Here is a 22745-nt window from a genome sequence, read left to right as displayed (position 1 = left end):
AAAAACTTCAAAGGAGTTCCCTGCGTGCGTTCTGATAAATACGGATCAGGTAGTTGGAAAGTTCTTGGACATGCTTTCCTACATTCTCGATCTCGTTCCAGCGGTGCCCGAGTCCCTCCCAGGTCCCAGCGATCCAACGACAGTGTGGAGCGACAAGTTCAAGGTGCCGGCGAATCTGCTCGTATGCATCATCGCGTTGAGGGTCAATCGTACCGAGAATGCGATCCATGAGGCGGCCCATTGCCTTGATTCCGGCGCCGTGCATCAACCGACTTCTTTCGGGCGCCTTCCCCCATGCTTCTGGGAATGTGTCACGGACTGCTGTCCAATAGATGATCAGGGCATGGATGATCGCGTCATAGTCCGTCTCACCGCGGCCGATGTCCCGATAGGGGAACAAGCAGCCGGACGGAGACATCAAGCTCTCCTGAATCATGTCCACGACGCCGGTGTCAGTGATCACCGTGCCGGGCTGGCGATTCCCGGCACTGGAGGCGCGTTTGATCATTCCGTGGAATGGAGATTTCTTGTCGGAGTTCAGCACATCGCACAGGCTTGATGGCGCCTTGCGTATTGCCAGCCGTGCCGGCAGTGGGCTGTCGACCTCGGGCAGCAGTTCGGTGACCAGGCCGCGCGGTAGCGGGCGCGTGTTGTTGATGCGTACGAACTGATCACGTTGCAGGTTCACTGTATCGGCGACAAACGCCGTAACAGGAACCGGGAAGTCCCTGCGTTTGGCACGCGCCAGGGCCAAGGTGCGCTGTTGTCCATCAACGATCCAGGCAGGCTTCGGTTTGCCCTCCTCCGGCAGCGGAAGGAATAGCCGGCCAGTGTCGGAGTCACCGTCGTCCGGAAGCCGGTTGCCGCCGCGGGTGGCCTTGAATCGGACATCGGGCGAGAGCGCCATGATGATCGGGTTCGGAAAGATTGGAAGCGGGCTGTCTAGATACTCGGCGATCTCCTGGATGTGCTTGCGTACCTGTGGCCGCTGATAACCGATCAGCTTGCCTGCCTCGTCGCGGCTCACGCGGGAGATGTCGGCGAACTCCAGGACGTGCTCGGCCCGCAACATAAAAATGTAGAGCGGGTAGTCCTTGACCTGGACGATCCGAAGGGCCCGGACCTCGACGGAAGGCTCGTTCCTAGGCACGGACATCAGGACCATTCCTTGGGCGCGTCTTCCTGCATGACCTTCTGGAACAGTCCTTTGAAGCGGGCCTGCTCGCAAGACTGTCCAGAATCGCGGAGGCGGCGGAGCAGCCTGGTCGCAGAGACAGGGCCGATTTCCTCAGCCATAGTTGTGCGGATGAAGGCTAACACCTCGTCATCGCTGAGCCTGGTACCTGCCGTGCGGGCGATCACCGGTGGAGCAGACGCCCTCAACTCCGTCATCAGCGTGGCGAGTACCGTCCGTGTCAACGGCTTCTGCTGTTCGCTGGCCATCTCAAAAACACGAAGGGCGGCCCGTGCGTGCAAGGAAAGCAGGCTCCCGCCGACTGCCGGTTGGACCGCCGCGGTGACGGGAATGATGAAATCCTTCAGCCCTGGGTACCGGCCCCCCGGTCCAATGATCACGAAGTTGTCGGGATCAGCTAGTTTTCCGGCCGCCTGCCGGAGGTCATCCGCGCACGGCTTCAGGTAGGCATCGGACATCACGGCGATGACGACCGCGTCAGAGTTGCCGGCGGTGAGGCCGGTGAACGTCCGTGGAGAGCCGGGAACGGGCCCGGCCCACTGCGCCAGAGTCTCCCACCACCGGCGGGCGTCGTCGGTGGTCGAGGCGACGGAGTCGGCCTGACCGAAGGCGAAAGTGGCCGCATAGGCCGCAATGTGCGCGTCTTCTGGCATCAGCCCGTAGCCAGCCGAGCAGATCCACATTGATGCGTCGGGTCCAACTACCTCTCCGAGTTGCTTCGCCACCTGCCAGTACTCACCGGCGTACAGGTCGGCGGCGCGTGTGTTCGCCGCTTCCTTGGCCAGGCGGCAGATCCAGTCGCGGCAACGCGCTTCGGCACCATTGCCTTCGGCGAGTTCGCGTGCCCTGAGTGTGGGGGACAGCACGCCTCGCTTGCGGTTGGCACAGGTGACGATCAGGTGGACGGACCGGTCGCCCGGAGTGGTGTTGTTTCCCATGTCCTATGCGTCGCCGGTTCGGCGAGTCCAAGACACCGCCGCGTAGGCAGCGTGATTGTGGATACTCTCGTCGTTGACTGCGCGCAGCCGGTACGCGACGACGCTCTCCAGCGTCTTCAACGACTGGGCGACATTGCGGACCATGTCCTCAACGAAAGCGGGGCTGTCGTAACCCGCCATGGTCACGTGGCGCTCGTCCGGCCGCTTGAGGACGGCGTAGACCGGCGAGGATGCCGACTTCTCCGCGATGTCGATCAACTCATCAAACCAGAGACCGTTCTGTGGGTCGGTCGGCTCGACCTCGATCGTAATGTGACCGCGCTGGTTGTGGGCGCCCCGATCACTGATGGCCTTGCTGCACGGGCAGACACTGGTTACCGGCACCGTGACGGCTATCGTGACCTGGGTTCCCTCGGCTGCGCTGACGGCGGCCAGCGAGCACGCATAGTCAACGAAGCCGCGCGCGCCGGTCACCGGTGCCGAACGCTCAAGGAAATAAGGGAAGCCGAGGCTGACCCGCGATGTGGGACTGGCCATGCGTTGCCGCAGGTCCTCGGCGATGGTTGCGATACCGCTGAGGCTCAGTTGCTCCCGAGCCTCGTGCAGCACTTCGATGAAGCGGCTGAGGTGGGCTCCCTTGACCTCATGGCCTAGGCTGACAGACATGGTGGCGGTGCCTACGGTCTCCCGCTTGGCCCCCTGTCCGTCGGCGACTAGGACGGGATAACGGAGCCCTTCCACGCCGACCTCGTCGAGCGGAACGCCACGCGAGTCGGGCGTGGCCTGAACATCCTGCAGAATCATGCTTCCCCCCGGTAGACACAGCCGGAAGTACAGGTCTCACGCACCATGACGGCCGAGAGCGGCAGTTTGTCAGCCAACCGATCCCAAATCCACTTGGCAAGGACCTCGCTGGTCGGGTTCTCCAGCCCTGGGACCTCATTGAGGTAATAGTGGTCGAGTTGTGTGACCAGCGGTTTGACTGCGGTCTTGATCTCGGCGAAGTCCATGAGCCAGCCCATAGCCGGGTCGACTTCGCCGCTCACGTGCACCTCGAAGCGGTAGCTGTGGCCGTGCAGCCTTGCGCACTTGTGGCCGCCGGGCACGTTCGGCAGCCGGTGGGCAGCCTCGAACGTGAACTCGCGGAAGATCTCCATCAACGGATTCCCAAGGTCTTGTGAGTCTGGACGCTCAACTGCCATTGCGGGTTGGCAAGGCAGTAGTCGATCGCGGCCTGTGTGTTGGCAACGAGATCGGGACCGTCCATCGGCTGCAGGAGAAGCCGGTCGAAAGCAAGGTGTTCAAAACGTTCAGGTTCGGCGCCGACCTGCGGATAAACCAGCTTCAGGTCGTTGCCCGAGGTCAGCACGATCTTGGTGCCGGCTTTGGGGCTGACGCAGATCCAGTCGATGCCCTCGGGTGCGGGGCACGTCCCGTTAGTCTCGATTGCGATCTCGAACCCTTCGGCGTGGAGGGCGTTCACGGCCTCGCGGTCCAGTTGCAGGAGCGGTTCGCCGCCTGTGCAAACCACATAACGGCGGCTGCGCGGATGTTCGCGTCCCTGCCAGGTCTTGGCGACCGCAGCCGCGAGATCGGCAGCTGTCTGAAACCGGCCGCCGCCCGGTCCGTCGGTTCCGACGAAGTCAGTGTCACAGAACTGACAGATAGCCCGGTGGCGATCCTTCTCACGGCCGGTCCACAGATTGCAGCTGGTAAAGCGGCAGAACACCGACGGACGCCCTGCGTGGCTCCCTTCGCCCTGCAGCGTGTAGAAGATCTCCTTGATCCGGTACATCCGGCCCGTCAGGCCTTCGCCGACGTAAAGGAGGGGTCGACGAGGCCGAGTTCGGCGAAGCCCCGGCTGCGAAGCAGGCACGAGTCGCACGTTTCGCAGGCGCGGCCGTCGATGGGGTCGTAGCAACTGTGCGTCCAGTTGTAGTCCACGCCCAGCGCCAGGCCTCGCTCAATGGTCTGAGCCTTGGTCAGGTCGATCAGCGGAGTGTGGATCTTGAGCTTCTGAGTGCCTTCGACGCCGGCTTTGGTGGCGAGGTTCGCCATTCGCTCGTACGCCTCGATGTACTCCGGCCGGCAGTCGGGGTAGCCGCTGTAGTCCAAGGCATTGACACCGATGAACACATCCGACGAGGTCAGTGTCTCGGCCCAGGCGAGCGCGAACGACAAGAAGACAGTGTTGCGCGCAGGCACGTAGGTGATCGGAATCCCGTCGCCCAACTCGCTCACATCGTCGTGGCGAGGGACGTCGAGGGATTCGTCGGTCAGCGCTGAGCCGCCAAAGACGGCAAGGTTGATGTCAGCGATCACGTGCTCGGCTGCACCCAGCTCACGGGAGACCTTGTCCGCCGCGTTGAGTTCCTCGGTGTGCCGCTGTCCGTACCGGAAGCTGAGGGCGTAGGTCTCGTACCCCTCCTCCCGCGCGATCGCCAGGACGGTGGTCGAATCGAGACCACCACTCAGCAGGACCACTGCCTTGCGCTTGTCCGTGCTCATCTGTCGCTCCCCCATCCCCGGGCACCCACGGGAAACTGCAGCCTCATGCGTAACCCGGATGAGTGTAGTTTCCGTTTCGGGCGTCCGCAATCTGCCATGCGCACGGGGGAGTCGCCCGTGCCCACCTACGAGACGCTGGGCCGCACAACCGTAAGGTGAGTCGGATGCAGGGCTCAGCAGGATCACAGAAACTGCATCGATCGCTGCTGCGGAGACGAGAGCACTTAAGTCACAGTGAGTCATTGGTCGGTTGTTGGATGCCCACTCGCCGTACTGCAGGTCGAGTGTCCTGTGCACAGCGTGCTTGCGCTACGAAGGTGCCGACGTGGTCCGGGGTGGGAGCCGGCTCTATGCGAGAAGTGATCTCCACGAAGCCGTGGGCTTGGAGGATGGTGGTCCAGGTGTCTGGTTCGTAGGACCAGCGGTAGAGCCAGGCTTGGGGGCCGGTGAAGCCGGCGCCGTAGATGCCTTGGACGCCGTAGGAGCCGGGGACAGCGGGGGCGTGAGAGAAGACCAGCTTGCCGCCAGGGTTCAGGCGGGTGTGGATAAGCGGAAGCAGGTCGTCGGGGTTGGTGAACCAGACCGCGCCCCAGATGGAGTAGATGGCATCCCAGCGCTGGTCTGTGGCGGTGAGGTAGTCGATGACGTCGGCGTGTTCGAAGCGGGCCGAGGGAAGGTGGCCCCAGCGGCTCCGGGCGCGCTGGCACTGGGTCTCGGAGATGTCGATCCCGGTGGCTGCGATGCCCTTGGTTGTTAGAGCCGCTACGGCGTCGCCTCGGCCTGAGCCGAGTTCTAGGGCGGTGAGCGGGTCGCCGAGCAGTTCGTCGCCTGGACCGTGGCCGGGATACTGCGTCCAGCCGAAGGCGTTCTTGAGGGCTTCTTCTGGCGCCTCGTCTGTGACGCCCTCGGCGTAGTGATCCCAGTAGCTAGTGCGGTCATTGACGCTGGTCGGCATGTGTGCGGGCCCCTGGTGAGTGGATGGTGGGACCCGTGTCACGGTAGCCGTGGAGCGGCAGCGGCACCTGCTGCTTCGCCTTCAATGCACGGCGAGGGGCCGGTGCCTCGGCGGCGCCGGCCCCTCGGTGTGATGTGGATCAGTGGCAGTTGCTGCCGGGGTAGCAGGGGGTGCACTTGGCGAAGTCGGCCTCCCACAGGGGCCAGTCGATCGCGAACCCGTTGGCTTCGATGATGTGGGCCGTCCGCTCGACGGAGCCATCGTGCTTGAACTCGATCGCCGGGATGTGCTCCAGGAAGCGGCCGAAGTGCCGGTCGCAGAACTCGCGGTAGTTGCGGGTGTCGAGGATGAATCCGTGGACGGCGGTGTCGACTAGCGGGCCGCAGCCGATCTCCAGGTTCTCGCCCCACTTCTCCATCGCGGTGATGAGGTAGGCGACGGCCTGCCCGAACAGACGCTCGGCCATCACGGTGTCGAAGGGGTGGTCGCGGACGAGGAGGGCGATCTGCCGCTCCCAGACCTGTGGGTTGATGAACGACTTGGGGTCTCTGGGCTGGGTGCCCGTCCGGCCGATGTCCTGGACGGTTCCGGTGGTCATGATGAGCCTCCTTGAGCCGGTGACCTGCCGTGGGCTCAGCGGTCTGGCTTCACTGTCGGCCGGTTGGGACGACGTGAGGAGGCCGGCGTGCAGGTCGTGGACGCGGTGTGCATGTTCTGCACGGCCTCTGGGACTCAGCCGGGTGTTCGGCTTACGGTCGAAGGCTTGGGTTTATGGGATGCCGCAGCGGGCGGCCAGGCCTCGGAGCTCGGGGGACGTTCGGCCGGAGACCAGGAGGCTGGTCACCAGGTCGCGGACGGCTGGGCGGGAGTGTGTTTCTTGAGGGGCCGCGCGTTCTGCATGGAGGAGCGCCTGTAGGCACTGGTCGCGGCGTCCCCACATTCCGTATGCGCGGGCGATGTCGGTGAAGTAGCGGGCTCGGCGTTCCAGCGTCGGTAGAGACCGTGGCGTGAGTTTGCGGGCGGCTGCGATGGCTGAAGAGGGGTCGCCTGCGGCGTACTCGGCGGAGATGAGGTGGAGCTGGACTGCGGTGGGGCTGAAGCCGCCGCCGTGGTCGCGTAAGAGCACGCCTCTGCCGAGTTGTGCGGCGGTTGCGGCTGCTTGGTCTGTCAGCTGTCGCATACCGGAGCGGTCGCCGGCGTGGGCGGCGGTGTACGCGGCCGACATCACCAGCAAGCCGCGTTCGGCGGTGAGAGTTGGATCGCGGCCTTGCAGCATCTCGTCCTCGGCCATGCCCAATGCGATCTGCGCCGCCTGGGTGTGCAAGCCTGCGCGGCGTGCCAGCACGGCGAGGTTGCGTGCTGCTTCGCCAGCCACCAAGGGGTTGTCGGATGCGGCGGCGAGAGTGCGGGCCCTGTCGGCGGCGATCCAGCCGAGTTGATCGTCCAGCTTGATCATGATGCGCGTGACGAGTGTGTACGTCTCGGCGAGGACGGAGCTGGCCGTTTCTCCTGCTGAGTGCCCGCTGGAGATCAGGCGCGAGTGCCGGACGGAGTTGGGGGGCCTGTATCGGCTGACTTCGGTGGTCGGTGCCGAGCATCGCGTCGCGGATGCGAGGCAGTAGGTACTCACGCGGATTGGTTTCGGGGCCGGCCGCTGCCGCTACGGCGGCTCGGGCTGGGGCGCTGGCGGCGGCAGCGGTGACCGCGAGGCCGGTCAGCAGTTGGCGGCGCCGCACATCGTCCTCCGCGGGTGGGTGGATCGTCACCGTAGCGGTGATGCCCAGTGCGGTCGGGGTGATCTCTAGAACTTCGGCGAGGCGGCGGAGGGTGGCTACGTCGTCCAGCGCTTGGGCGCCTGTCTCCAGGCGGGAGATGGTGGAGCGGGAGCAGTGGATGCGGTTGGCCAGGTCGTGGTGAGTCCAGCCGCGGGCGACGCGGGCGGAGCGTACGAGCAACCCGAGGCTCGGGCTCATGGCGGCCCCCGTGATGAGAGGAACGAGCTCGGGAGAGTTATGCCCGTCGGGGTGCTCGTCCGCAGCCAGGGTGAGGTGGCCGTGTTGGGGCGGCTACATCGCCGGGGTCATGGGTGGAGGCGCCGCCAGCATTGGGAGCCTTCGACCGGTTTGGGTGCTGGACGGATGGCCGCCGTTTGAACGTTGGGCGAGCGATGAAAATATCTGTCGGTGCTGGTCCGGGACGGACCGTGTCGGCGAGTAGAAGGTAAGTCTCGCGGACAAATGACGGACAAAAGATCTTGAGGCCGGTCTCCTTGGAGGAGATCCGGCCTCTGACCTGCATCTTTGTGTCGGGGTGGCGGGATTTGAACCCACGACCTCTTCGTCCCGAACGAAGCGCGCTGCCAAGCTGCGCTACACCCCGGTGGTGGCTGCCCGGGAGTCGTACGTTCTCCCGGCGCCTTGTCCACCTTAGCGGATGGCGGGGGGTGGTGCGGCCCTATTTACGGGCTGTGAAGCCGGTCACGGCGCCGGAGGGGGTTAGGGCGATGTCGGTCAGGCCGGCGGTGGTGAGCCAGGTTCGGAGGTCGGTGAGTGTGCCGGGGGAGCCGAAGAGGCCGCGGCGTTGCATCAGGGTGATCAGGGCGTCGTGGCGGCGGGAGGTGCCGCGGGTCACGGTTGTGCCGCGGAGGGTGCCGCCGGGGCGTAGGACCCGGGTCAGTTCGGTGATGGCCAGAGCGGGGTCTTCGAGGCAGTGCAGGCCGTTGTAGGTGAGGACGGCGTCGAAGGTGGCGGGGCCGAAGGGGAGGGCGTAGATGTCGGTCTGGAGGAGGGTTCTCGTCTTGCGGCGGGCCCTCTTGAGCATGGTCTGGGAGAGGTCGGCTGCTACGTGGCGGGGGTTGTAGGTTATCGCCAGGCCGCCGCCGCAGGGGATGTCGAGGGTCAGGGCGGTGGGGTCTTGGGCCGCGATGCTCTCGCGGAGGTGGGTTATGTCGTAGTTCCAGAGGGTGCGGGCTCCTAGGCGGGAGAGCACGGGGTTCTGGACGGCGTAGTCGTAGAGCGCGGCTGGGAGGGTCGCGGTCTGCCAGTTCACCGGGGGACGAGGGTCAGGAGGGTCGCTTCGGGTGGGCAGCAGAAGCGCATGGGGGCCTTGGGGGACGTGCCCAGTCCTGCGGAGACGTGGAGCCAGGAGCCGCGGTGCTTGTTCAGGCCCTTGACGCGGGGACGGTCGATGCCGCAGTTGGTGGCGAGGGCGCCGTAGAAGGGGACGCAGACCTGGCCCCCGTGGGTGTGGCCGGCCAGGAGGAGGTCGTAGCCGTCGGCGGTGAAGCGGTCGAGGTTGCGGGGTTCCGGGGAGTGCATGACGCCCAGGTGGACGTCGGCCTGCGGGTCGACCGGGCCGGCGATCTTGTCGTAGTGGTCGCGGTCGATGTGGGAGTCGTCGATGCCGCCGAACTCGATGTCCAGTTCGCCTACTTTGAGGCGGCCGATGCGGTTGTTGAGGTCGAGCCAGCCGGCGGCCTGGAGGGACGAGGCGAGTTCGCGGTACGGGAGGTCGGGTTCGCGGCGGGTGCGGCCGTAGTCGGACTTGCTCGTCCGCCAGATGTAGCGCAGGGGGTTCTTGAAGATTGGGGAGTAGAGGTCGTTGGAGCCGTAGACGAAGACGCCCGGACGGTCGAGGAGGGGGCCCAGGGCGTCCAGGAAGGGGCCGATCGCGTCGCGGTGGGAGAGGGAGTCGCCGGTGTTGACGACGAGGTCGGGCTCCAGGGCGTCCAGGGAGCGGACCCAGTGGATGAGGCGGCTGCGGCCGGGTGTGAGGTGCGTGTCGGAGATGTGCAGGATCTTCACCGGGGGACGGCCGGGAGGCAGCACCGGCACGTCGAAGCGGCGGAGGCGGAACCAGTTCCGCTCGATCACCGAGGCGTACCCGAAGGTCGCGGCGCCCGCGCCCAGCAGCCCCAGAGGCACGGCGTAGATCTTTCGCACGGCTCTCCCTTCTCAGGGTTCCATGCTTCCAGAGATGGGCACCGCGCGGTAATCCCGATGAGCTCCGGGTGCCGTGCGGGCATGATGTGACCATGACCTTGAAGGAGAAGCTGGAGACCGATCTTTCGACCGCGATGAAGGCGCGTGATGAGGTGCGCACCCGCACGCTGCGGATGGCGCTGACGGCGGTGAAGAACGAGGAGGTCGCCGGGAAGCGGTCGCGTGAGCTGTCCGACGACGACGTCGTCAAGGTGCTCACCCGGGAGGCGAAGAAGCGCCGTGAGGCCGCGACCGCGTTCGGGGAAGCGGGGCGTGAGGAGCAGGCGCAGGCGGAGCGGGACGAGGGCGTGGTGCTGGAGGCGTATCTTCCCGCGCAGCTCACCGATGAGGAGCTGACTGCGCTGGTCGCGGACGCGATCGCCGAGACGGGTGCGGCGGGGCCCCGCGCGATGGGGCAGGTCATGAAGGCCGTGAACCCGAAGGTGGCCGGGCGGGCCGAGGGGGGACGGGTCGCGGCCGAGGTCAAGCGGCAGCTCGCGGAGTGAAGGGGCGGTGTCGCCGGACGGTCCGGCGACACCGTGGCGTCAGTCGTCCGGGCGCTCGCGTTCGGGGCCGCTGCTCACGTAGAGGATGACGGTGGTGCCGGGTGGGACTTCGCTGCCGGCGCCGGGCGAGGTGGAGACGACCGTCCCCTTCGGCTGGTCGGACTCGACGGACCCTGACGCGACCCTGACCTGGAGGTCGGCGCCCTGGAGCCGGGCGGTCGCGGAGGCGATGGTGCGGCCCTGCACGTCCGGGACCCCGACGGTGTCGCCGAAGTTGTTGGACGGGGTCCGGAAGCCGGTGGCGGGCTCGCCGGCGAGGGCGCGGCGCATCGACGTCTGCCAGATGCCGCCGGGGATGCCGGCGCCGTAGACGCCGTAGACCTTGTACTTCCAGGGGCCGCGGAAGTCCCAGTAGGCGGTGGCGGCGGCTAGGTCGGGGGTGAAGCCGGCGAAGACGGCGCAGGTGAACTCTTCACAGGTGCCGGTCTTGCCCGCGGCGGGCCGGCCGAGGCCGCGGCCCTGCGCCGTCCCCTTGGTGATGACGCCCTGGAGGATGGAGTTCACCTTGTCGGCGACGTCCTCGTCCAGGACCTGCTTGCACTTGTGCTCGGGGAGCTTCAGCCGCTTGCCCTGCGCGTCGACGACCTCCGTGACGGAGATCGGCGGGCAGTACTTGCCGCGGGCGGCGAAGCCGGCGTAGGCGGCGGCGAGGTGCACCATGTCGACGTCGTTGACGCCGAGGACCTGGGAGGGGATCGGTATCAGCGGGTTGCCGTTGCCCTGCCTCATGCCGAACTTCTCGGCCATCTTCACGGCGTTGCAGACGCCGACGCGCTTCTCAAGGGCCGCGTAGAAGGTGTTGACCGAGTGCCACGTGCCGGTCTTGAGGTTGAAGTTGCCCTTCTCGCTGTCGCCGGCGTTGGACACCGTCCAGGCTTCACCGCCGCCGACCAGGTCGTTGGTGTACTTCTTGCCCTGGATCGTCCCGGTGTACCGGCATGGCTGGAAGCCGCCGATCGTCATCGTCTCCGGCGAGTTGATCGTCGTGTTGACCGGGATGCCCTGGTCGAGTGCGGCGGCGAGCGTGAAGACCTTGAACGTCGAGCCCGCCGACACGCCGGTGCCGCCGCCGTGGGCGGTGTCCGCGGGGAGGTTGATGGTCGTCTTGCCCTTGCCGGGGCCGAACTCCTTGCTCAGCCCGATCGCCCTGATCTTGCCGGTGCCGGGCTCGACCATCGCCTCGGCGGCGACGCGGTTGCCGCGGGGGCGGACGGTCGAGCGCAGGGTCTTGTCGACGGCGCGCTGGTCCTTCGCGTCGAGCGTCGTGCGGATCGTGTAGCCGCCGCGGTTGAGTTCGTTGACGATGCCCTGCTGCTCTTTCGCCTCAAGGCTCCAGTACTTGCCGTCCGACAGGATGTTGAGCACGTCGTACTTCACGTACTCGCAGAAGTACGGCACCTTGCTGACCTGGCAGCCGCCGACCGGGTCGGTGCGGTTCAGCTCGATCGGCTTGGCGGCCTCCTCGTTGGCCTCGGCCTGGGTGATGTGACCGAGCTGGGCCATCCGGTGGAGGACGACGTCGCGCCGCTTCCGCGCGTCCTTCGGGTTGCGGATGGGGTCGTAGGCCGTGGGGTTCTGGGTGATGCCGGCGAGCAGCGCGGCCTGCCCGAGGGTGAGCTTGGACGCGGGGACGCTGAAGTACCGCTTGGCCGCGGCCTGGACGCCGTACGCGCCGGCGCCGAAGTAGGCGATGTTCAGGTAGCCCTCGAGGATCTGGTGCTTCGTCAGCCGCTGCTCGATGTCGAGGGCGTAGCGGAGTTCGCGGAGTTTGCGGCCGACGGTGGGCGCGGTGGCCACGCGGTACTCCTCCTGCGTCCTGGCGGCGTCGACCAGCAGGTTCTTGACGTACTGCTGGGTGAGGGTGGATCCGCCCTGCGTCTGCTCGGACTCGACGTTGGATGCCAGCGCGCGGAGCGTGCCCTTGAGGTCGAGGGCGCCGTGCTCGTGGAACCGGGAGTCCTCGATGTCGATGATCGCCTTCCGCATGATGGGCGCGACCTGGTCGAGGCGGACGGACTCGCGGTACTTGTCGAAGAACGTCGCGATCGCCTTGCCGTCGGAGTCGTACACCACCGTCTTCTCGGACGGGGGTGTCGTCTCCAGGCGGCCGTCCATGTTCTCGAAGTTGTTCGCGGCGTCGCGTGCGGTCAGGCCGGCGCTGCCGACGGCGGGCAGCGCGATGAACGCCACGAGGACGCCCGCGACGACCCCGGCCCCGAGCAGCCTGAACAGCGTGGATACCGCCTTGACCCGATCCGTATTCGCAACGCGCACGTGGACTAGGGTACGCGGGACGAGCAGTGCATCTGGGACACGTCTCCCGTAACTCCCGCTTTCCGGCGACGCTGACCGGGATGTTCGTCCGGTATGCCCTCATGATGACAACCTGCGCCGCGTCTGGCGCGTCAACTACAGGTAACTAGTCCGTTCCGGCGGTATGGCCCCGGTGGGCTATATCGAGAATGGGCCCTCCGGGGACTGTTGAAACGTCCCTCGCTTCCGTAAGTTCTTCCCCACGGCTTTCGTTTGGCGGCCTGACGTCCGCGCCCGTCCGGCCAAGGAGCGCAAATCGACACAGACCCTAGGGGAGTGGGGCCAAGATGTGGATCACGGATTGGACCGCCCGCGCCGCCTGCCGTAACGCGGATCCGGACGCCCTGTTCGTGCAGGGAGCCGCGCAGAACCGAGCCAAGCTCATCTGCCGCGGCTGCCCAGTGCGGACGGAGTGTCTCGCCGACGCCCTCGACAACCGGATCGAATTCGGTGTCTGGGGCGGGATGACCGAGCGGGAGCGTCGAGCCCTGCTGCGGCGCCGGCCGGATGTGCGATCGTGGCGCGCGCTGCTGGAGACCGCGAAGGAAGAGTATGAGCGGTCGGTCGATGTCGACGAGGAAGAACTCGTCGCCAGCTAACCGGCCCGCCCGAGCGGCTCGTCCGGTAGAGGTTCAAGGACCGGCACGGTCCAAAGAGAAGCGTGGCAGCGGGCCCGCACCGACACCCGGTGCGGGCCTGCCGCCGCACCCGCCCTCTGCCGACTCTCCATCCGCGACGTTGCGAGTATGCGACGTGCGCAGACTCAGGAGCGGCTCCGACTGCGTGTCCGCCCGTGCAGGGTGGGCGGCGGGAGGGTCAGGCGGCGGCCGGGGAGCTGGTGGGGGCTGCGAGGTCTTCGCCCACCTGGCGTAGGCCGTCGAGGTCGTGGACGTCCTCCGGCTGCGCGGGGACGGCCGTCACCGGGACGGTCGGGTGGGTGGACGCGAAGTGGTCGCGGAGCCGGTCCTCGCGGGCCGCGAGCTGCATGCGGTCGGTGTGGAGGCGGAGCAGCGCGGCGGTCAAAGGGTGTTCGCCGCGTTCTTCCAGCGTCTCGGCGGCGGCCTGGCTGCGTGCGGCCGACAGGGCGTCGGTGGCGGATTCGTGGACGCGGTTGACCACGAGCCCGGCGAGCGGCATGCGTTCCTCGGCGAGACGTTCCACGAAGTAGGACGCTTCGCGGAGCGCGTCGGGTTCTGGGGCGGCGACGACGAGGAACGCGGTGCCGGGCGTCTGGAGGAGCCTGAACGTCTTCTCGGCGCGTTCGCGGAACCCGCCGAACATGGTGTCGAACGCGGCGACGAACGTCTGCACGTCCCGCAGCAGCTGGACGCCGAGGACCTTGTTGATGACGCCGGTGAACATCCCGAACCCGGCGCTGATGACCTTGACGCCGAAGCGGCCGCCGGTCTTGGCGGGCGCGGCGAGGATCTTCATGAAGCGGCCGTCGAGGAAGCGGCCCATGCGTTCGGGGGCGTCCAGGAAGTCGAGGGCGTTGCGGGACGGCGGGGTGTCCACGATGATCAGGTCCCAGGCGCCGGAGCGGTGCAGCTGCCCGAGCTTCTCCATCGCCATGTACTCCTGCGTGCCGGACAGGCTGGACGACAGCGACTGGTAGAAGGGGTTGGCGAGGATCTGCTTGGCCCGGTCCGGGTCGGCGTGCGCCTCGACGATCTCGTCGAAGGTGCGCTTCATGTCGAGCATCATGGCGTGCAGTTCGCCGTCGCCGTCGATGTCGATCCTGCGCGGGTTGTTGTCCAGCTCCGACAGGCCCATCGACTGGGCGAGGCGGCGGGCGGGGTCGACGGTGAGGACGACCACGTCCCGGCCGCGTTCGGCGGCGCGGATGCCGAGGGCCGCGGCGGTGGTGGTCTTGCCGACGCCGCCGGAGCCGCAGCACACGATGATCTTCGTGCGCAGGTCGTCGAGCAGCGCGTCGACGTCGAGAGCGGGCGGGGTCTTACCGGTCGTCATCGCGTCCCCTCGATGGTCGTGCGCGGGCCCGGGGCGGTGGCCGGGCGGCGGTCCCGGACGCCGGTCGTGTGCGGGGCCGGGGCGGTTGTCATGCGGCGCCCTGGGCGCGCAGGGCGGAGGCCAGGTCGTACAGGCCGGCGAGGTCCATGCCGTCCGACAGCAGCGGCAGCGTGTAGCGGGGACGGTCGATCGACTCCAGGCGTTCCTTCTCGCGGCGCTGGAGCGCGGTGCGGCGGGCGTGGTCGGTGGCCTCGGCGGCGAGGATCGCGGCGATCGACTCGGAGTCGTGTTCGAGGCCGGCGGCCTTCACACCCCGGACGATCTCGTCGGTGTCGAGAGTGCCGGCGGCGGCCGCGGCGAGGTCGTCCTCGGCGAGGACGGTCGGGTGCTCCATGTTGACGACGACGCCGCCGATGGGGAGGCCGACGTCGGTGAGGGCGCGGATCCCGTCCATCGTCTCCTGGACGGGCATCTCCTCGAGGAGCGTCACGAAGTGCACGGCGGTCTCGGGGCTGCGCACGACCTTCATGACGGTGTCGGCGTGGTTGCGGACCGGTCCGACTTTCGCGAGCCCGGACACCTCGTCGTTGACGTTCAGGAACTTCGTGATGCGGCCGGTGGGCGGGGCGTCCATGACGACGGCGTCGTAGATGAACGAGCCGTCCTTCTTCTTGCGGCGCACCGACTCGCTGGTCTTGCCGGTGAGGATGACGTCGCGCAGGCCGGGGGCGATGGTGGTGACGAAGTCGACGATGCCGAGCTTGGTCATCGCCTTCCCGGCGCGCTTGAGGCTGTAGAACATCTCGAGGTACTCGATGAGCGCCTCTTCGGTGTCGATGGCGAGCGCGTACACGTCCCCGCCGCCGGGGGCGACGGCGACGCGGCGCTCCTCGTACGGCAGCGGCGGGCAGTCGAAGAGCTGGGCGATGCCCTGGCGTCCCTCGACCTCGACGAGGAGGACCTTGCGGCCCCCGGCGGCCAGGGCCAGGGCGAGTGCGGCCGCGACGGTCGTCTTGCCCGTGCCGCCCTTGCCGGTGACCACATGGAGGCGTACGCCGTCCCAGTCGGTGTCTCTCGCGCTCACCCGATCGACCATATCGTTCGCTCGTCAAACACTTCAGAGTGCGCCCGCCCTCATGCAAGTGATCCCTGACACGGTGCCGTCTCAGCTGCGGAGATCATTCGCGGACGTTGTTTCCGGCCTGCCCGCGGGGTTAGCTGGGAAACGTGAACCGGCCGTGGCCGGTCGCCTGAATCTTCACGGGTTCAGAGCCCTGTCGAGGCTCCGGGGAGGCCTGTCCGGCCCGCCCCGGCCGTCCACGCGAGAAAGGTGCCCGTGATGGAAGCAGTAGCACTCATCATTTTGCTCGTCGTCGTCATCGGCGGACTGATGGTCCTGTCGTCGTCCATCCGTGTCGTCCAGCAGTTCGAGCACGGGATCGTGTTCCGGTTCGGCCAGGTGCAGCGGGGCGGGCAGTTGCGCCCCGGCGCGGTCCGGGCCCCCGGGCTGACGGCGATCGTGCCGATCGTCGAGCGGATGCAGAAGGTCAGCCGGCAGACGATCACCATGGACGTGCCCGGTCAGGACGGCATCACGCAGGACAACGTGAGCGTCCGCGTCGACGCCGTCGTGTACTTCCGGGTGATCGACCCGGTGAAGGCGATCGTCAACGTCCACAACTATGGGTACGCGGTGTCGCAGATCGCTCAGACGTCCCTGCGTTCGGTCATCGGGCAGGCGGACATGCAGGAGCTGCTCGGCGAGCGCGCGAAGATCAACGCGCATCTCCGGGCGATCATCGACGAGATCACCGAGGACCCGTGGGGGATCATGATCGAGCGGGTCGAGATCAAGGACGTCTCGCTGCCCGAGGGGATGAAGCGGTCGATGGCCCGGCAGGCCGAGGCCGAGCGGGAGCGGCGCGCCCGGATCATCACCGCGGACGGCGAGTTCCAGGCGTCCAAGCGCCTCGCCGCCGCCGGCGAGATCATGTCGCAGGACCCGGCGGCCCTCCAGCTGCGTTTGCTGCAGACGGTCGTGGAGGTCTCCGCCGAGAAGAACAGCACGCTGATCATGCCGTTGCCGGTCGAGATCCTGCGGTTCTTCGACCGTGCCGCGGGTGCCGCCCGCCCGGCCGAGGAGGAGGCCGAGCGCGGGGACGGCAAGCCCGGCCTGGCGGAGCGGCTCGCCAAGGCCGAGGAGGAGCTGGCGAAGGCGGCGGAGACGTCCCCGACGCTGGGGTCTCCCGAGGACGTCCCGCCGGTCATCGGACTGGACGAGCCGAAGCGCGACGAGGCCGCTTCGCCAGGCCTGACCGGGCCGCCGGACGATGGGCGTCCCGGCATCACGGGCGCCGGCGGCGCGGAGGCTCCGGGTTCCGGTTCGCAGGACGGCGAGCAGCCCCCGCCCCAGCGCTGACCATGACCCGGTGACCCCGCCGCGATGATCACGACGGCCACCTCCGGGGCGAGTCTCCCGGAGGTGGCCCGTCAGGGGGTGAGGACGAGACGGCCCCGAAGGCCCCCGGCCTCCAGCCGGACGTGGGCCTTCGCGGCCTCCGCCAGTGGAAGCGCGCCGGCCACGCGCAGGGTGAGCCGGCCCTCGTCCACCAGGTCGGCGAGGTGGCCGAGCTGCCCTGCGTCGGCGCGGATCCACTCGTTGCGGACGCTGATCCCGCGCAGCGGCACCGGTACGGCCGGGCCGCCGTTGACGGCCGCGAACGTCCCGCCGCTGCGGACGGCGTCGAGCGCCGCCGCGGACAGCAGCGCCGCGTCCACGGCCCCGTCGACGCCGCCGGGGACGAGCGCGCGGACCGCGTCCGCGAGGTGGACGTCCCGCGGCACGAACATCTCCGCGCCGAGCCGGCGGACGAGGGCCTCGTCCGCCGCGGAAGCGGAGCCCACGATGCGGAGGCCGCGGAGCGCGGCGAGTTCGACGGCGTAGCCGCCGACCGCACCGGCCGCGCCGGTGACCAGCAGCGTGCCGCCGGGAGGAAGGCCGAGCAGGTCCAGTGCCTGCAGTGCCGTCAGCCCGTTCAGCGGCAGCGTGGCCGCCTCGCCCGGGGAGACCGAACGCGGCGCGCGGGCGACGGCGCCGGCGTCGAGGACGATGGCCTCCGCGTAGCCGGCGAGCGGGACGTCGAGCCGGTCCTGCAGCCCGATGACCTCGTCCCCGGCCGTGAGGTGCGCGACACCGGGGCCGGTCTCGTCCACGGTCCCGGCGACGTCCATCCCGATGCCGACCGCCGCCCGTGGCCCGGCCGCGATGGGTGAGCCGGGGGTGGGCGGTGTGCCGAAGGCGGGCATCAGCCCGGCGCCGGCCAGGGCGCCGGAGCGGACCGCCGCGTCGACCGGGTTGACCGCCGCGGCCGCCACCCGGATCCGCACCTGTCCCGGCCCGGGGACGGGCACCGGGACGTCGGCCTCCTCCAGCGCCTCGGGCCCGCCCGGTGCCTTGACGATGATCGCGCGCATGCCAGAACTCCCTGCGTGAAGTGGATTACGGGGAGAACCCCCGCACCGATCACTGTCGCCGGAACAGCGCGGAGCCGGAAGAAGTTACTTCGGAGTGCGTTCGGCACCCGGAGGTGAGCCCGCAGCATGGCGACGATGACGGCGGCGCAGCGCCGCGAGCAGGAGAAGGCGGCGTTCGACGCCTTCATGGAGACGTGCCCGATGAACCAGCTGCTGGGCATCGTCGGCAAGCAGTGGAGCACGATGGTCCTCATCGAGCTGGCGGAGGGCACGCGCAGGTACGCCGAGGTCAGCCGGGCGATGCCGGGCGTCAGCGCCAAGATGCTCACGCAGACGCTTCGTTCCCTGGAACGGGACGGATTCGTGGCGCGGACCGTCACGCCGTCCGTGCCGGTTCAGGTCGAGTACACGCTCACGCTGCTGGGCGAACGCATCATCCCGTTGGTCAGGTCGATGCTGGACTGGGCGAATCGCCACGTTGACGAGATCCATGCGGCGCGCGCGCAGTACGACGCGTCCTAGCGCGTCCTGAAGGGCGTCCAGGTCACGTCGACCGGAGGGCGAGTGGCGGGTCGACCGGAGGGCGAGTGGCGGGAGGCGGCTCCGGTGGCCCGTTGAACGGTGGGTTCGAAGGGGGTTCGGGTAGGCCGATCGCTAGGGTGAGGCGCATGAAGAAGTGGGAGTACGCGACCGTTCCGCTGCTGGTGCACGCCACCAAGCAGATCCTTGACAACTGGGGCCAGGACGGGTGGGAGCTCGTCACCGTCCTGCCGGGTCCGAACCCGGAGAACCTTGTGGCCTACTTCAAGCGCGAAGTGCAGTCCTAGCAGCCGGCCCTGAACGAGCAGCGCCTCAACGAGGAGGAGTCGCATTGAGCACGCCCGAAGAGCGGATCCGCGAGCTGGGGCTCGAGTTGCCGGAGGTCGTCCCACCGGTGGCGTCGTACGTCCCCACGGCACGGACGGGTTCGCTCGTCTACACGTCGGGGCAGGTCCCGCTGGTCAAGGGTGAGCTGGGCCTCACCGGGAAGGTGGGCGCGGAGGTCAGCCCCGAGGAGGCCGCCCGTCAGGCGCGGATCTGCGCGCTGAACTGCGTCGCCGCGCTTAAGGCGGAGGTCGGGGAGCTGTCCCGGGTGGTGCGGATCGTCAAGGTCCTCGGCTTCGTTGCCAGCGCACCCGACTTCCACGGCCAGCCGCAGGTGGTCAACGGGGCGAGCGACCTGCTGGCCGAGGTATTCGGGGACGCGGGGAAGCACGCGCGCAGCGCCGTCGGCGTCGCCGTCCTGCCGCTCGACGTCCCCGTCGAGGTCGAGCTGATCGCCGAGGTCTCCTGAGCCCGTCCGCCCCCCGGGGCCCGCGGATCTGGGCGCCGAAAAGGGCGGACGCCGGCGGCGGGGCTTGACTGAATGACGTTCGGTATGCCCGAATGGGCCGTCACAGGGCGGTGGGCGGGGGCTGGAGAATGGTAGGGCGGCGATGGTGAACGGGCTCAAACTGCCGGCGGAGTACCGGGGCCAGATCGAGGACATCCTGGCCGGCCGGGCCGAGCCCGTCCCGGCGCGTCCCGCGGCCACGGTCGTCGTCCTCCGCGATCATGACCGGCACGGGCTGCAGGCGTTCCTGCTGCGCCGCGTCCGGTCCATGGCGTTCGCGCCCGGCGCCTACGTGTTCCCTGGCGGTTCGGTCGACCCGCGCGACGGGGAGGCGTCGCTGGCGTGGTCCGGTCCGCCGGCCGCCGAGTGGGGCTCGGCGTTCAAGGCGGACGAGACGCTCGCCCGCGAGCTGGTGTGCGCGGCGGTCCGGGAGACGTTCGAGGAGACCCTCGTCCTGCTGGCGGGCCCGACCGGGCGGACGGTCGTGGACGATACGCGCGGCGACGAGTGGGAGACCGACCGGCAGGCCCTGCTCGACCGTTCGCAGTCGTTCTGCGAGTTCCTCGACCGGCGCGGTCTCGTGCTGCGTTCGGACCTGCTCCGCCCGTGGGCGCACTGGATCACCCCGAAGATCGAGCCGAAGCGCTACGACACCCGGTTCTTCGTCGCGGCGATGCCGGAGGGGCAGCGGGCCCGGGACGTCAGCACCGAGGCGGACCAGGTCGCGTGGGTGCGTCCGGCGGAGGCCGCCGAGCGCGCGACCAAGGGCGAGTGGATGATGCTTCCGCCGACCATCGCGACGCTGACCGAGCTCGCCGAGTACGAGACGGTCGCGGACGTGCTGGCCGCGCCCCGCGAGATCGTCGTCAACGAGCCCACGGCGGAGATCATCGACGGCGAGGCGTACCTGGTCATGCCGGAGTCCGACATGCGGCACTACCCGGGCTGGTGAGGGCGCCGTGCGCGGTGGGCGGGCGTTCATGTGGCGGCTGGCGGGCACGTCGGCGCTGCGGCATCTCGACCGGCTCGGCTGGAACCCGGTCCGTCACCCCGATCGGGTCTCGGGCAGGATGGGGGACATGACGGAGATCGACGGGATGGGCACTGAACGGGCGATATGTGTGCTTGCCCAGAACCCGTCCGCCATGACCCTGGACGGCACCAACACGTGGATCATCGCGGAGCCCGGCGCCGACGAGGCCGTCGTCGTCGACCCGGGCCCCAAGGACGGCAAGCACCTGCGGCGCGTCCTGGAGACCGTCGAGGCCCAGGGACGCCGCGTCGGTCTCATCCTGCTCACTCACGGCCACCCCGACCACTCCGCGGGCGCGGGGAAGTTCGCGAAGCTGGCCGGCGGGTCCGTCAAGGTGCGGGCGCTCGACCCGCGGCACCGGCTCGGCGACGAGGGGCTCTCGGAGGGGGACGTCGTCACGACCGGCGGCCTGGAGCTGCGGATCATGGAGACGCCGGGCCACAGCGACGACTCGCTGACGTTCTGGCTGCCGGCGGACGGCGCCGTTCTCACCGGCGACACCGTCCTCGGGTACGGGACGACCGTTCTCGAGGGCAGGCTCAGCGACTACCTCGGCTCGCTGGACCGGCTCCGCGCGTTCTCCGCCGACGTCGAGGCCGCCACCATCCTCCCCGGCCACGGGCCGAAGCTGGACGACCCGATCGCCGTCCTCGACCACTACATCGACCATCGCCGCGAGCGCCTCGCCCAGGTCGAGGCCGCGGTCGCCGCGGGCGCGCGGACCGCCCGCGAGGTCGTCGAACGCGTCTACGCCGACGTCGACAAGTCGCTCTGGCCCGCCGCCGAGGCGTCCGTCCAGTCCCAGCTCGACTACCTGAACGAGCGCTGAGCGGACGCGCTCGCGCCGCGCCGCGCCGGTGGTCGGCCCAGCGGCCGGGCGCTACTTCGAGCGCTTGCGGAGGCGCTCGATGTCGAGGATGACGACGGCGCGGGCCTCTATGCGCAGCCAGTTGCGCTGAGCGAAGTCGGCGAGCGCCTTGTTGACCGTCTCCCGGGACGCCCCGACGAGCTGCGCCAGTTCCTCCTGGGTGAGGTCGTGGTGAACGTGCAGGCCGGCCTCGGACGGCTGGCCGAAGCGCTCCGCGAGGTCGAGCAGCGCCTTGGCGACGCGCCCGGGGACGTCGGTGAACACCAGGTCGGCCATGACGTCGTTGGTCTTGCGCAGCCGCTGCGCGAGCGCGCGAAGCAGCTGGACGGCCACTTCGGGGTGGCCCGTCAGCCAGGGACGGAGATCATCGTGGCCCAGACCGGCCAGGCGCACCTCCGTCACCGCTATGGCGCTCGCCGTCCGGGGACGCGGGTCGAAAAGCGACAGCTCACCGAACATCTCGCTGGGGCCGAGCACGCTCAGCAGGTTCTCCCGGCCGTCGGGCGCGGTCCGGGTCAGCTTGATCTTGCCTTCGAGAACGACGTACAGCCGGTCTCCGGTCTCGCCCTCGTTGAACAGTGTCTGACCGCGGGCGAGACGCACCTCGGTCACGTTGGCGCGCAGCGCCTTGGCGCCCTGCTCGTCGAGGGCCTCGAAGAGCGGGGCTCTGCTCAGAACGTCCACGTCGCGATCGGTCACGCTTCTCCTCCTCGAACACCTACATGCATAGTGTGACGTACGTCCCACCGCGTACGTGAAGGCAGGGTCACGGCGCGCCGAAACGCGGGACCGGGCTCTCCGGCCTCGCCGGGGCGCCGCGGTCCCGTTCGCCCAGTGTACGGACCTTTGGGTGAATGCCATCACAGCGGTCTCATCGCCCCTAACCGGACGGTCCCGGAGGTGTAGCGGTGGTGCCCTAATCTGAGCGGATGTCCCAGTCCTCGCCGCGCAGGCTTCCCCGGGGGCGTCACGCGCTCTCCCGCTCGGAGGTCGAGCGGGTGCATCGCGACCGCCTCTGCGTGGCCATGGCGGCGGCGATGACGGAGAAGGGCTACGTGGGCACGTCGGTCGAGGACGTGCTGAGGCGGGCCAGGGTGTCCCGCCAGAGCTTCTACGGCTTGTTCTCGTCCAAGCTCGACTGCTTCATGGCGGCGTTCGACAAGGCGAGCGCGCTGCTCTGGTATCAGCTGGAGGGCGCCGCGGAGGGCGGGGGCACCCCGATGGCCCGGTTCGAGCGTGCCTTCACCGCCTACCTGGAGGCGCTGGCGTCGGAACCGGGTTATGCGCGGCTCTTCCTGGTGGAGGTGTACGCGGCGGGTCCGGAGGCCATTCAGCGGCGCTCGGAGATCCAGCACGACCTTGCCGAGGCCCTCGCCGAGATGATGGGGCTGAGCGGTGAGGCCGCCGCGTTCGCCTGCCAGATCGTCGTGTCGGCGGTGGGTGCGATGGTGACGCCGGCGGTCGCGGCGGGCGACATGGAGGCGCTCCGCGCGGTCGGCCCGCCGGTCATCGACCATGTGCGCCTCCTGCTGGCGTCGGGCGCCCTGGACGGCTGACGCACCGGAGACGCGA

General features: G+C 68.6%; 25 protein-coding genes, 1 tRNA gene and 1 pseudogene. 9 read left to right on the top strand and 18 right to left on the bottom strand.

Annotated elements, in window-relative coordinates:
* Nucleotides 1-7: 7 nt before the first annotated feature.
* The 13 genes and pseudogenes from dbpB to AB0C35_RS24605 all read right to left on the bottom strand — a co-directional run bounded on the left by dbpB (nucleotide 8) and on the right by AB0C35_RS24605 (nucleotide 9537).
* Nucleotides 8-1156, bottom strand: a complete 1149-nt coding sequence (dbpB, locus tag AB0C35_RS24665) for a DGQHR domain-containing protein DpdB (RefSeq protein ID WP_358459906.1) — start codon at nucleotides 1154-1156, stop codon at nucleotides 8-10.
* On the bottom strand, nucleotides 1156-2133 hold the full coding sequence (locus AB0C35_RS24660; RefSeq protein WP_358459903.1) for a hypothetical protein: 978 nt from the start codon (nucleotides 2131-2133) through the stop codon (nucleotides 1156-1158). The genes dbpB and AB0C35_RS24660 overlap by 1 nt, the downstream gene beginning before the upstream one ends.
* A 3-nt stretch (nucleotides 2134-2136) precedes the next feature.
* Nucleotides 2137-2937, bottom strand: a complete 801-nt coding sequence (gene folE2, locus AB0C35_RS24655) for a GTP cyclohydrolase FolE2 (RefSeq protein ID WP_358459900.1) — start codon at nucleotides 2935-2937, stop codon at nucleotides 2137-2139.
* Nucleotides 2934-3290, bottom strand: a complete 357-nt coding sequence (gene queD / locus AB0C35_RS24650; protein ID WP_358459897.1) for a 6-carboxytetrahydropterin synthase QueD — start codon at nucleotides 3288-3290, stop codon at nucleotides 2934-2936. The genes folE2 and queD overlap by 4 nt, the downstream gene beginning before the upstream one ends.
* The gene (gene queE, locus AB0C35_RS24645; protein WP_358459894.1) at nucleotides 3290-3928 is read right to left on the bottom strand and encodes a 7-carboxy-7-deazaguanine synthase; all 639 of its coding nucleotides are present in this window, start codon (nucleotides 3926-3928) and stop codon (nucleotides 3290-3292) included. The genes queD and queE overlap by 1 nt, the downstream gene beginning before the upstream one ends.
* Nucleotides 3929-3936: 8 nt before the next feature.
* On the bottom strand, nucleotides 3937-4641 hold the full coding sequence (gene queC, locus AB0C35_RS24640; protein WP_358459891.1) for a 7-cyano-7-deazaguanine synthase QueC: 705 nt from the start codon (nucleotides 4639-4641) through the stop codon (nucleotides 3937-3939).
* A gap of 229 nt (nucleotides 4642-4870) precedes the next feature.
* Nucleotides 4871-5596: a class I SAM-dependent methyltransferase gene (locus tag AB0C35_RS24635; protein WP_358459888.1), complete on the bottom strand. Its 726-nt coding sequence runs from the start codon at nucleotides 5594-5596 to the stop codon at nucleotides 4871-4873.
* 139 nt (nucleotides 5597-5735) lie between these two features.
* Nucleotides 5736-6194, bottom strand: a complete 459-nt coding sequence (locus AB0C35_RS24630) for a hypothetical protein (protein ID WP_358459885.1) — start codon at nucleotides 6192-6194, stop codon at nucleotides 5736-5738.
* 171 nt (nucleotides 6195-6365) lie between these two features.
* On the bottom strand, nucleotides 6366-7052 hold the full coding sequence (locus AB0C35_RS24625; RefSeq protein WP_358459882.1) for a hypothetical protein: 687 nt from the start codon (nucleotides 7050-7052) through the stop codon (nucleotides 6366-6368).
* A gap of 340 nt (nucleotides 7053-7392) precedes the next feature.
* A pseudogene (locus AB0C35_RS24620) lies at nucleotides 7393-7569 on the bottom strand (helix-turn-helix transcriptional regulator); the annotation flags it as partial.
* A gap of 332 nt (nucleotides 7570-7901) precedes the next feature.
* Nucleotides 7902-7975: transfer RNA gene (locus tag AB0C35_RS24615), tRNA-Pro, on the bottom strand.
* A gap of 75 nt (nucleotides 7976-8050) precedes the next feature.
* Complete coding sequence (locus AB0C35_RS24610) at nucleotides 8051-8644, bottom strand: class I SAM-dependent methyltransferase (RefSeq protein ID WP_358459879.1); 594 nt, start codon at nucleotides 8642-8644, stop codon at nucleotides 8051-8053.
* Nucleotides 8641-9537, bottom strand: a complete 897-nt coding sequence (locus tag AB0C35_RS24605) for a metallophosphoesterase (RefSeq protein ID WP_358459876.1) — start codon at nucleotides 9535-9537, stop codon at nucleotides 8641-8643. Before AB0C35_RS24605 ends, AB0C35_RS24610 begins: the two co-directional genes overlap by 4 nt.
* A gap of 92 nt (nucleotides 9538-9629) precedes the next feature.
* Between AB0C35_RS24605 and AB0C35_RS24600 the strand changes: the two genes are divergently transcribed.
* Nucleotides 9630-10082, top strand: coding sequence for a GatB/YqeY domain-containing protein (locus AB0C35_RS24600; RefSeq protein WP_358459873.1), 453 nt, complete (start codon nucleotides 9630-9632; stop codon nucleotides 10080-10082).
* A gap of 39 nt (nucleotides 10083-10121) precedes the next feature.
* On the opposite strand, the gene AB0C35_RS24595 is transcribed toward AB0C35_RS24600, so the two are convergent.
* On the bottom strand, nucleotides 10122-12416 hold the full coding sequence (locus AB0C35_RS24595; RefSeq protein ID WP_358459870.1) for a penicillin-binding protein: 2295 nt from the start codon (nucleotides 12414-12416) through the stop codon (nucleotides 10122-10124).
* Between the two features lie 326 nt (nucleotides 12417-12742).
* On the opposite strand from AB0C35_RS24595, the gene AB0C35_RS24590 reads away from it, so the two are divergent.
* On the top strand, nucleotides 12743-13054 hold the full coding sequence (locus tag AB0C35_RS24590) for a WhiB family transcriptional regulator (protein ID WP_131881865.1): 312 nt from the start codon (nucleotides 12743-12745) through the stop codon (nucleotides 13052-13054).
* A gap of 217 nt (nucleotides 13055-13271) precedes the next feature.
* On the opposite strand, the gene AB0C35_RS24585 is transcribed toward AB0C35_RS24590, so the two are convergent.
* Nucleotides 13272-14426: an ArsA family ATPase gene (locus AB0C35_RS24585; RefSeq protein WP_358459866.1), complete on the bottom strand. Its 1155-nt coding sequence runs from the start codon at nucleotides 14424-14426 to the stop codon at nucleotides 13272-13274.
* Nucleotides 14427-14514: 88 nt separating this feature from the next.
* Nucleotides 14515-15510 carry an ArsA-related P-loop ATPase gene (locus AB0C35_RS24580; RefSeq protein WP_358459863.1) on the bottom strand — a complete coding sequence of 332 codons (996 nt, stop codon included), beginning with the start codon at nucleotides 15508-15510 and terminating at the stop codon, nucleotides 14515-14517.
* Nucleotides 15511-15765: 255 nt separating this feature from the next.
* Here AB0C35_RS24580 and AB0C35_RS24575 point away from each other — a divergent pair, with 255 nt between their 5' ends.
* The gene (locus AB0C35_RS24575) at nucleotides 15766-16845 is read left to right on the top strand and encodes an SPFH domain-containing protein (RefSeq protein ID WP_358459860.1); all 1080 of its coding nucleotides are present in this window, start codon (nucleotides 15766-15768) and stop codon (nucleotides 16843-16845) included.
* 71 nt (nucleotides 16846-16916) lie between these two features.
* Here the strand turns inward: AB0C35_RS24575 and AB0C35_RS24570 are convergent, their stop codons facing one another.
* Complete coding sequence (locus AB0C35_RS24570; protein ID WP_358459857.1) at nucleotides 16917-17900, bottom strand: NADP-dependent oxidoreductase; 984 nt, start codon at nucleotides 17898-17900, stop codon at nucleotides 16917-16919.
* A gap of 126 nt (nucleotides 17901-18026) precedes the next feature.
* On the opposite strand from AB0C35_RS24570, the gene AB0C35_RS24565 reads away from it, so the two are divergent.
* From AB0C35_RS24565 to AB0C35_RS24545, 5 genes are all read left to right on the top strand, one after another.
* Entirely contained in the window at nucleotides 18027-18422 is a 396-nt protein-coding gene (locus AB0C35_RS24565; RefSeq protein WP_358459854.1) for a helix-turn-helix domain-containing protein, read from the top strand.
* A 146-nt stretch (nucleotides 18423-18568) separates the two neighbouring features.
* The gene (locus AB0C35_RS24560; protein ID WP_021591512.1) at nucleotides 18569-18727 is read left to right on the top strand and encodes a DUF4177 domain-containing protein; all 159 of its coding nucleotides are present in this window, start codon (nucleotides 18569-18571) and stop codon (nucleotides 18725-18727) included.
* A gap of 44 nt (nucleotides 18728-18771) precedes the next feature.
* The gene (locus AB0C35_RS24555) at nucleotides 18772-19233 is read left to right on the top strand and encodes a RidA family protein (RefSeq protein WP_358459850.1); all 462 of its coding nucleotides are present in this window, start codon (nucleotides 18772-18774) and stop codon (nucleotides 19231-19233) included.
* Nucleotides 19234-19375: 142 nt separating this feature from the next.
* Nucleotides 19376-20224 carry an NUDIX hydrolase gene (locus tag AB0C35_RS24550; RefSeq protein WP_358459847.1) on the top strand — a complete coding sequence of 283 codons (849 nt, stop codon included), beginning with the start codon at nucleotides 19376-19378 and terminating at the stop codon, nucleotides 20222-20224.
* A 127-nt stretch (nucleotides 20225-20351) separates the two neighbouring features.
* Complete coding sequence (locus AB0C35_RS24545) at nucleotides 20352-21134, top strand: MBL fold metallo-hydrolase (RefSeq protein ID WP_358460002.1); 783 nt, start codon at nucleotides 20352-20354, stop codon at nucleotides 21132-21134.
* Between the two features lie 51 nt (nucleotides 21135-21185).
* Here AB0C35_RS24545 and AB0C35_RS24540 read toward each other — a convergent pair whose 3' ends face one another.
* Complete coding sequence (locus tag AB0C35_RS24540; protein WP_131981365.1) at nucleotides 21186-21872, bottom strand: Crp/Fnr family transcriptional regulator; 687 nt, start codon at nucleotides 21870-21872, stop codon at nucleotides 21186-21188.
* Nucleotides 21873-22102: 230 nt separating this feature from the next.
* Here AB0C35_RS24540 and AB0C35_RS24535 point away from each other — a divergent pair, with 230 nt between their 5' ends.
* Complete coding sequence (locus AB0C35_RS24535; RefSeq protein WP_358459843.1) at nucleotides 22103-22729, top strand: TetR/AcrR family transcriptional regulator; 627 nt, start codon at nucleotides 22103-22105, stop codon at nucleotides 22727-22729.
* Nucleotides 22730-22745: the final 16 nt, after the last annotated feature.

The sequence above is a fragment of the Spirillospora sp. NPDC048819 genome (genome assembly GCF_040650055.1).
GTDB lineage: Bacteria > Actinomycetota > Actinomycetes > Streptosporangiales > Streptosporangiaceae > Spirillospora.
The sequence above is the reverse complement of the archived record's forward strand: the minus strand, read 5'-3'. Positions and strand labels throughout refer to the sequence as shown.

Bases quoted from the DNA above. Each gene is read 5' to 3' on its own strand.
- AB0C35_RS24550 (WP_358459847.1), top strand. From the start codon at position 19,376: ATGGTGAACGGGCTCAAACTGCCGGCGGAGTACCGGGGCCAGATCGAG.
- AB0C35_RS24585 (WP_358459866.1), bottom strand. From the start codon at position 14,426: ATGACGACCGGTAAGACCCCGCCCGCTCTCGACGTCGACGCGCTGCTC.
- AB0C35_RS24565 (WP_358459854.1), top strand. From the start codon at position 18,027: ATGGCGACGATGACGGCGGCGCAGCGCCGCGAGCAGGAGAAGGCGGCG.
- AB0C35_RS24560 (WP_021591512.1), top strand. From the start codon at position 18,569: ATGAAGAAGTGGGAGTACGCGACCGTTCCGCTGCTGGTGCACGCCACC.
- AB0C35_RS24625 (WP_358459882.1), bottom strand. From the start codon at position 7,052: ATGATCAAGCTGGACGATCAACTCGGCTGGATCGCCGCCGACAGGGCC.
- queD (WP_358459897.1), bottom strand. From the start codon at position 3,290: ATGGAGATCTTCCGCGAGTTCACGTTCGAGGCTGCCCACCGGCTGCCG.
- AB0C35_RS24575 (WP_358459860.1), top strand. From the start codon at position 15,766: ATGGAAGCAGTAGCACTCATCATTTTGCTCGTCGTCGTCATCGGCGGA.
- AB0C35_RS24630 (WP_358459885.1), bottom strand. From the start codon at position 6,194: ATGACCACCGGAACCGTCCAGGACATCGGCCGGACGGGCACCCAGCCC.
- AB0C35_RS24590 (WP_131881865.1), top strand. From the start codon at position 12,743: ATGTGGATCACGGATTGGACCGCCCGCGCCGCCTGCCGTAACGCGGAT.
- dbpB (WP_358459906.1), bottom strand. From the start codon at position 1,156: ATGTCCGTGCCTAGGAACGAGCCTTCCGTCGAGGTCCGGGCCCTTCGG.
- queE (WP_358459894.1), bottom strand. From the start codon at position 3,928: ATGTACCGGATCAAGGAGATCTTCTACACGCTGCAGGGCGAAGGGAGC.
- queC (WP_358459891.1), bottom strand. From the start codon at position 4,641: ATGAGCACGGACAAGCGCAAGGCAGTGGTCCTGCTGAGTGGTGGTCTC.
- AB0C35_RS24600 (WP_358459873.1), top strand. From the start codon at position 9,630: ATGACCTTGAAGGAGAAGCTGGAGACCGATCTTTCGACCGCGATGAAG.
- AB0C35_RS24545 (WP_358460002.1), top strand. From the start codon at position 20,352: ATGACGGAGATCGACGGGATGGGCACTGAACGGGCGATATGTGTGCTT.
- AB0C35_RS24535 (WP_358459843.1), top strand. From the start codon at position 22,103: ATGTCCCAGTCCTCGCCGCGCAGGCTTCCCCGGGGGCGTCACGCGCTC.
- AB0C35_RS24635 (WP_358459888.1), bottom strand. From the start codon at position 5,596: ATGCCGACCAGCGTCAATGACCGCACTAGCTACTGGGATCACTACGCC.
- folE2 (WP_358459900.1), bottom strand. From the start codon at position 2,937: ATGATTCTGCAGGATGTTCAGGCCACGCCCGACTCGCGTGGCGTTCCG.
- AB0C35_RS24660 (WP_358459903.1), bottom strand. From the start codon at position 2,133: ATGGGAAACAACACCACTCCGGGCGACCGGTCCGTCCACCTGATCGTC.
- AB0C35_RS24570 (WP_358459857.1), bottom strand. From the start codon at position 17,900: ATGCGCGCGATCATCGTCAAGGCACCGGGCGGGCCCGAGGCGCTGGAG.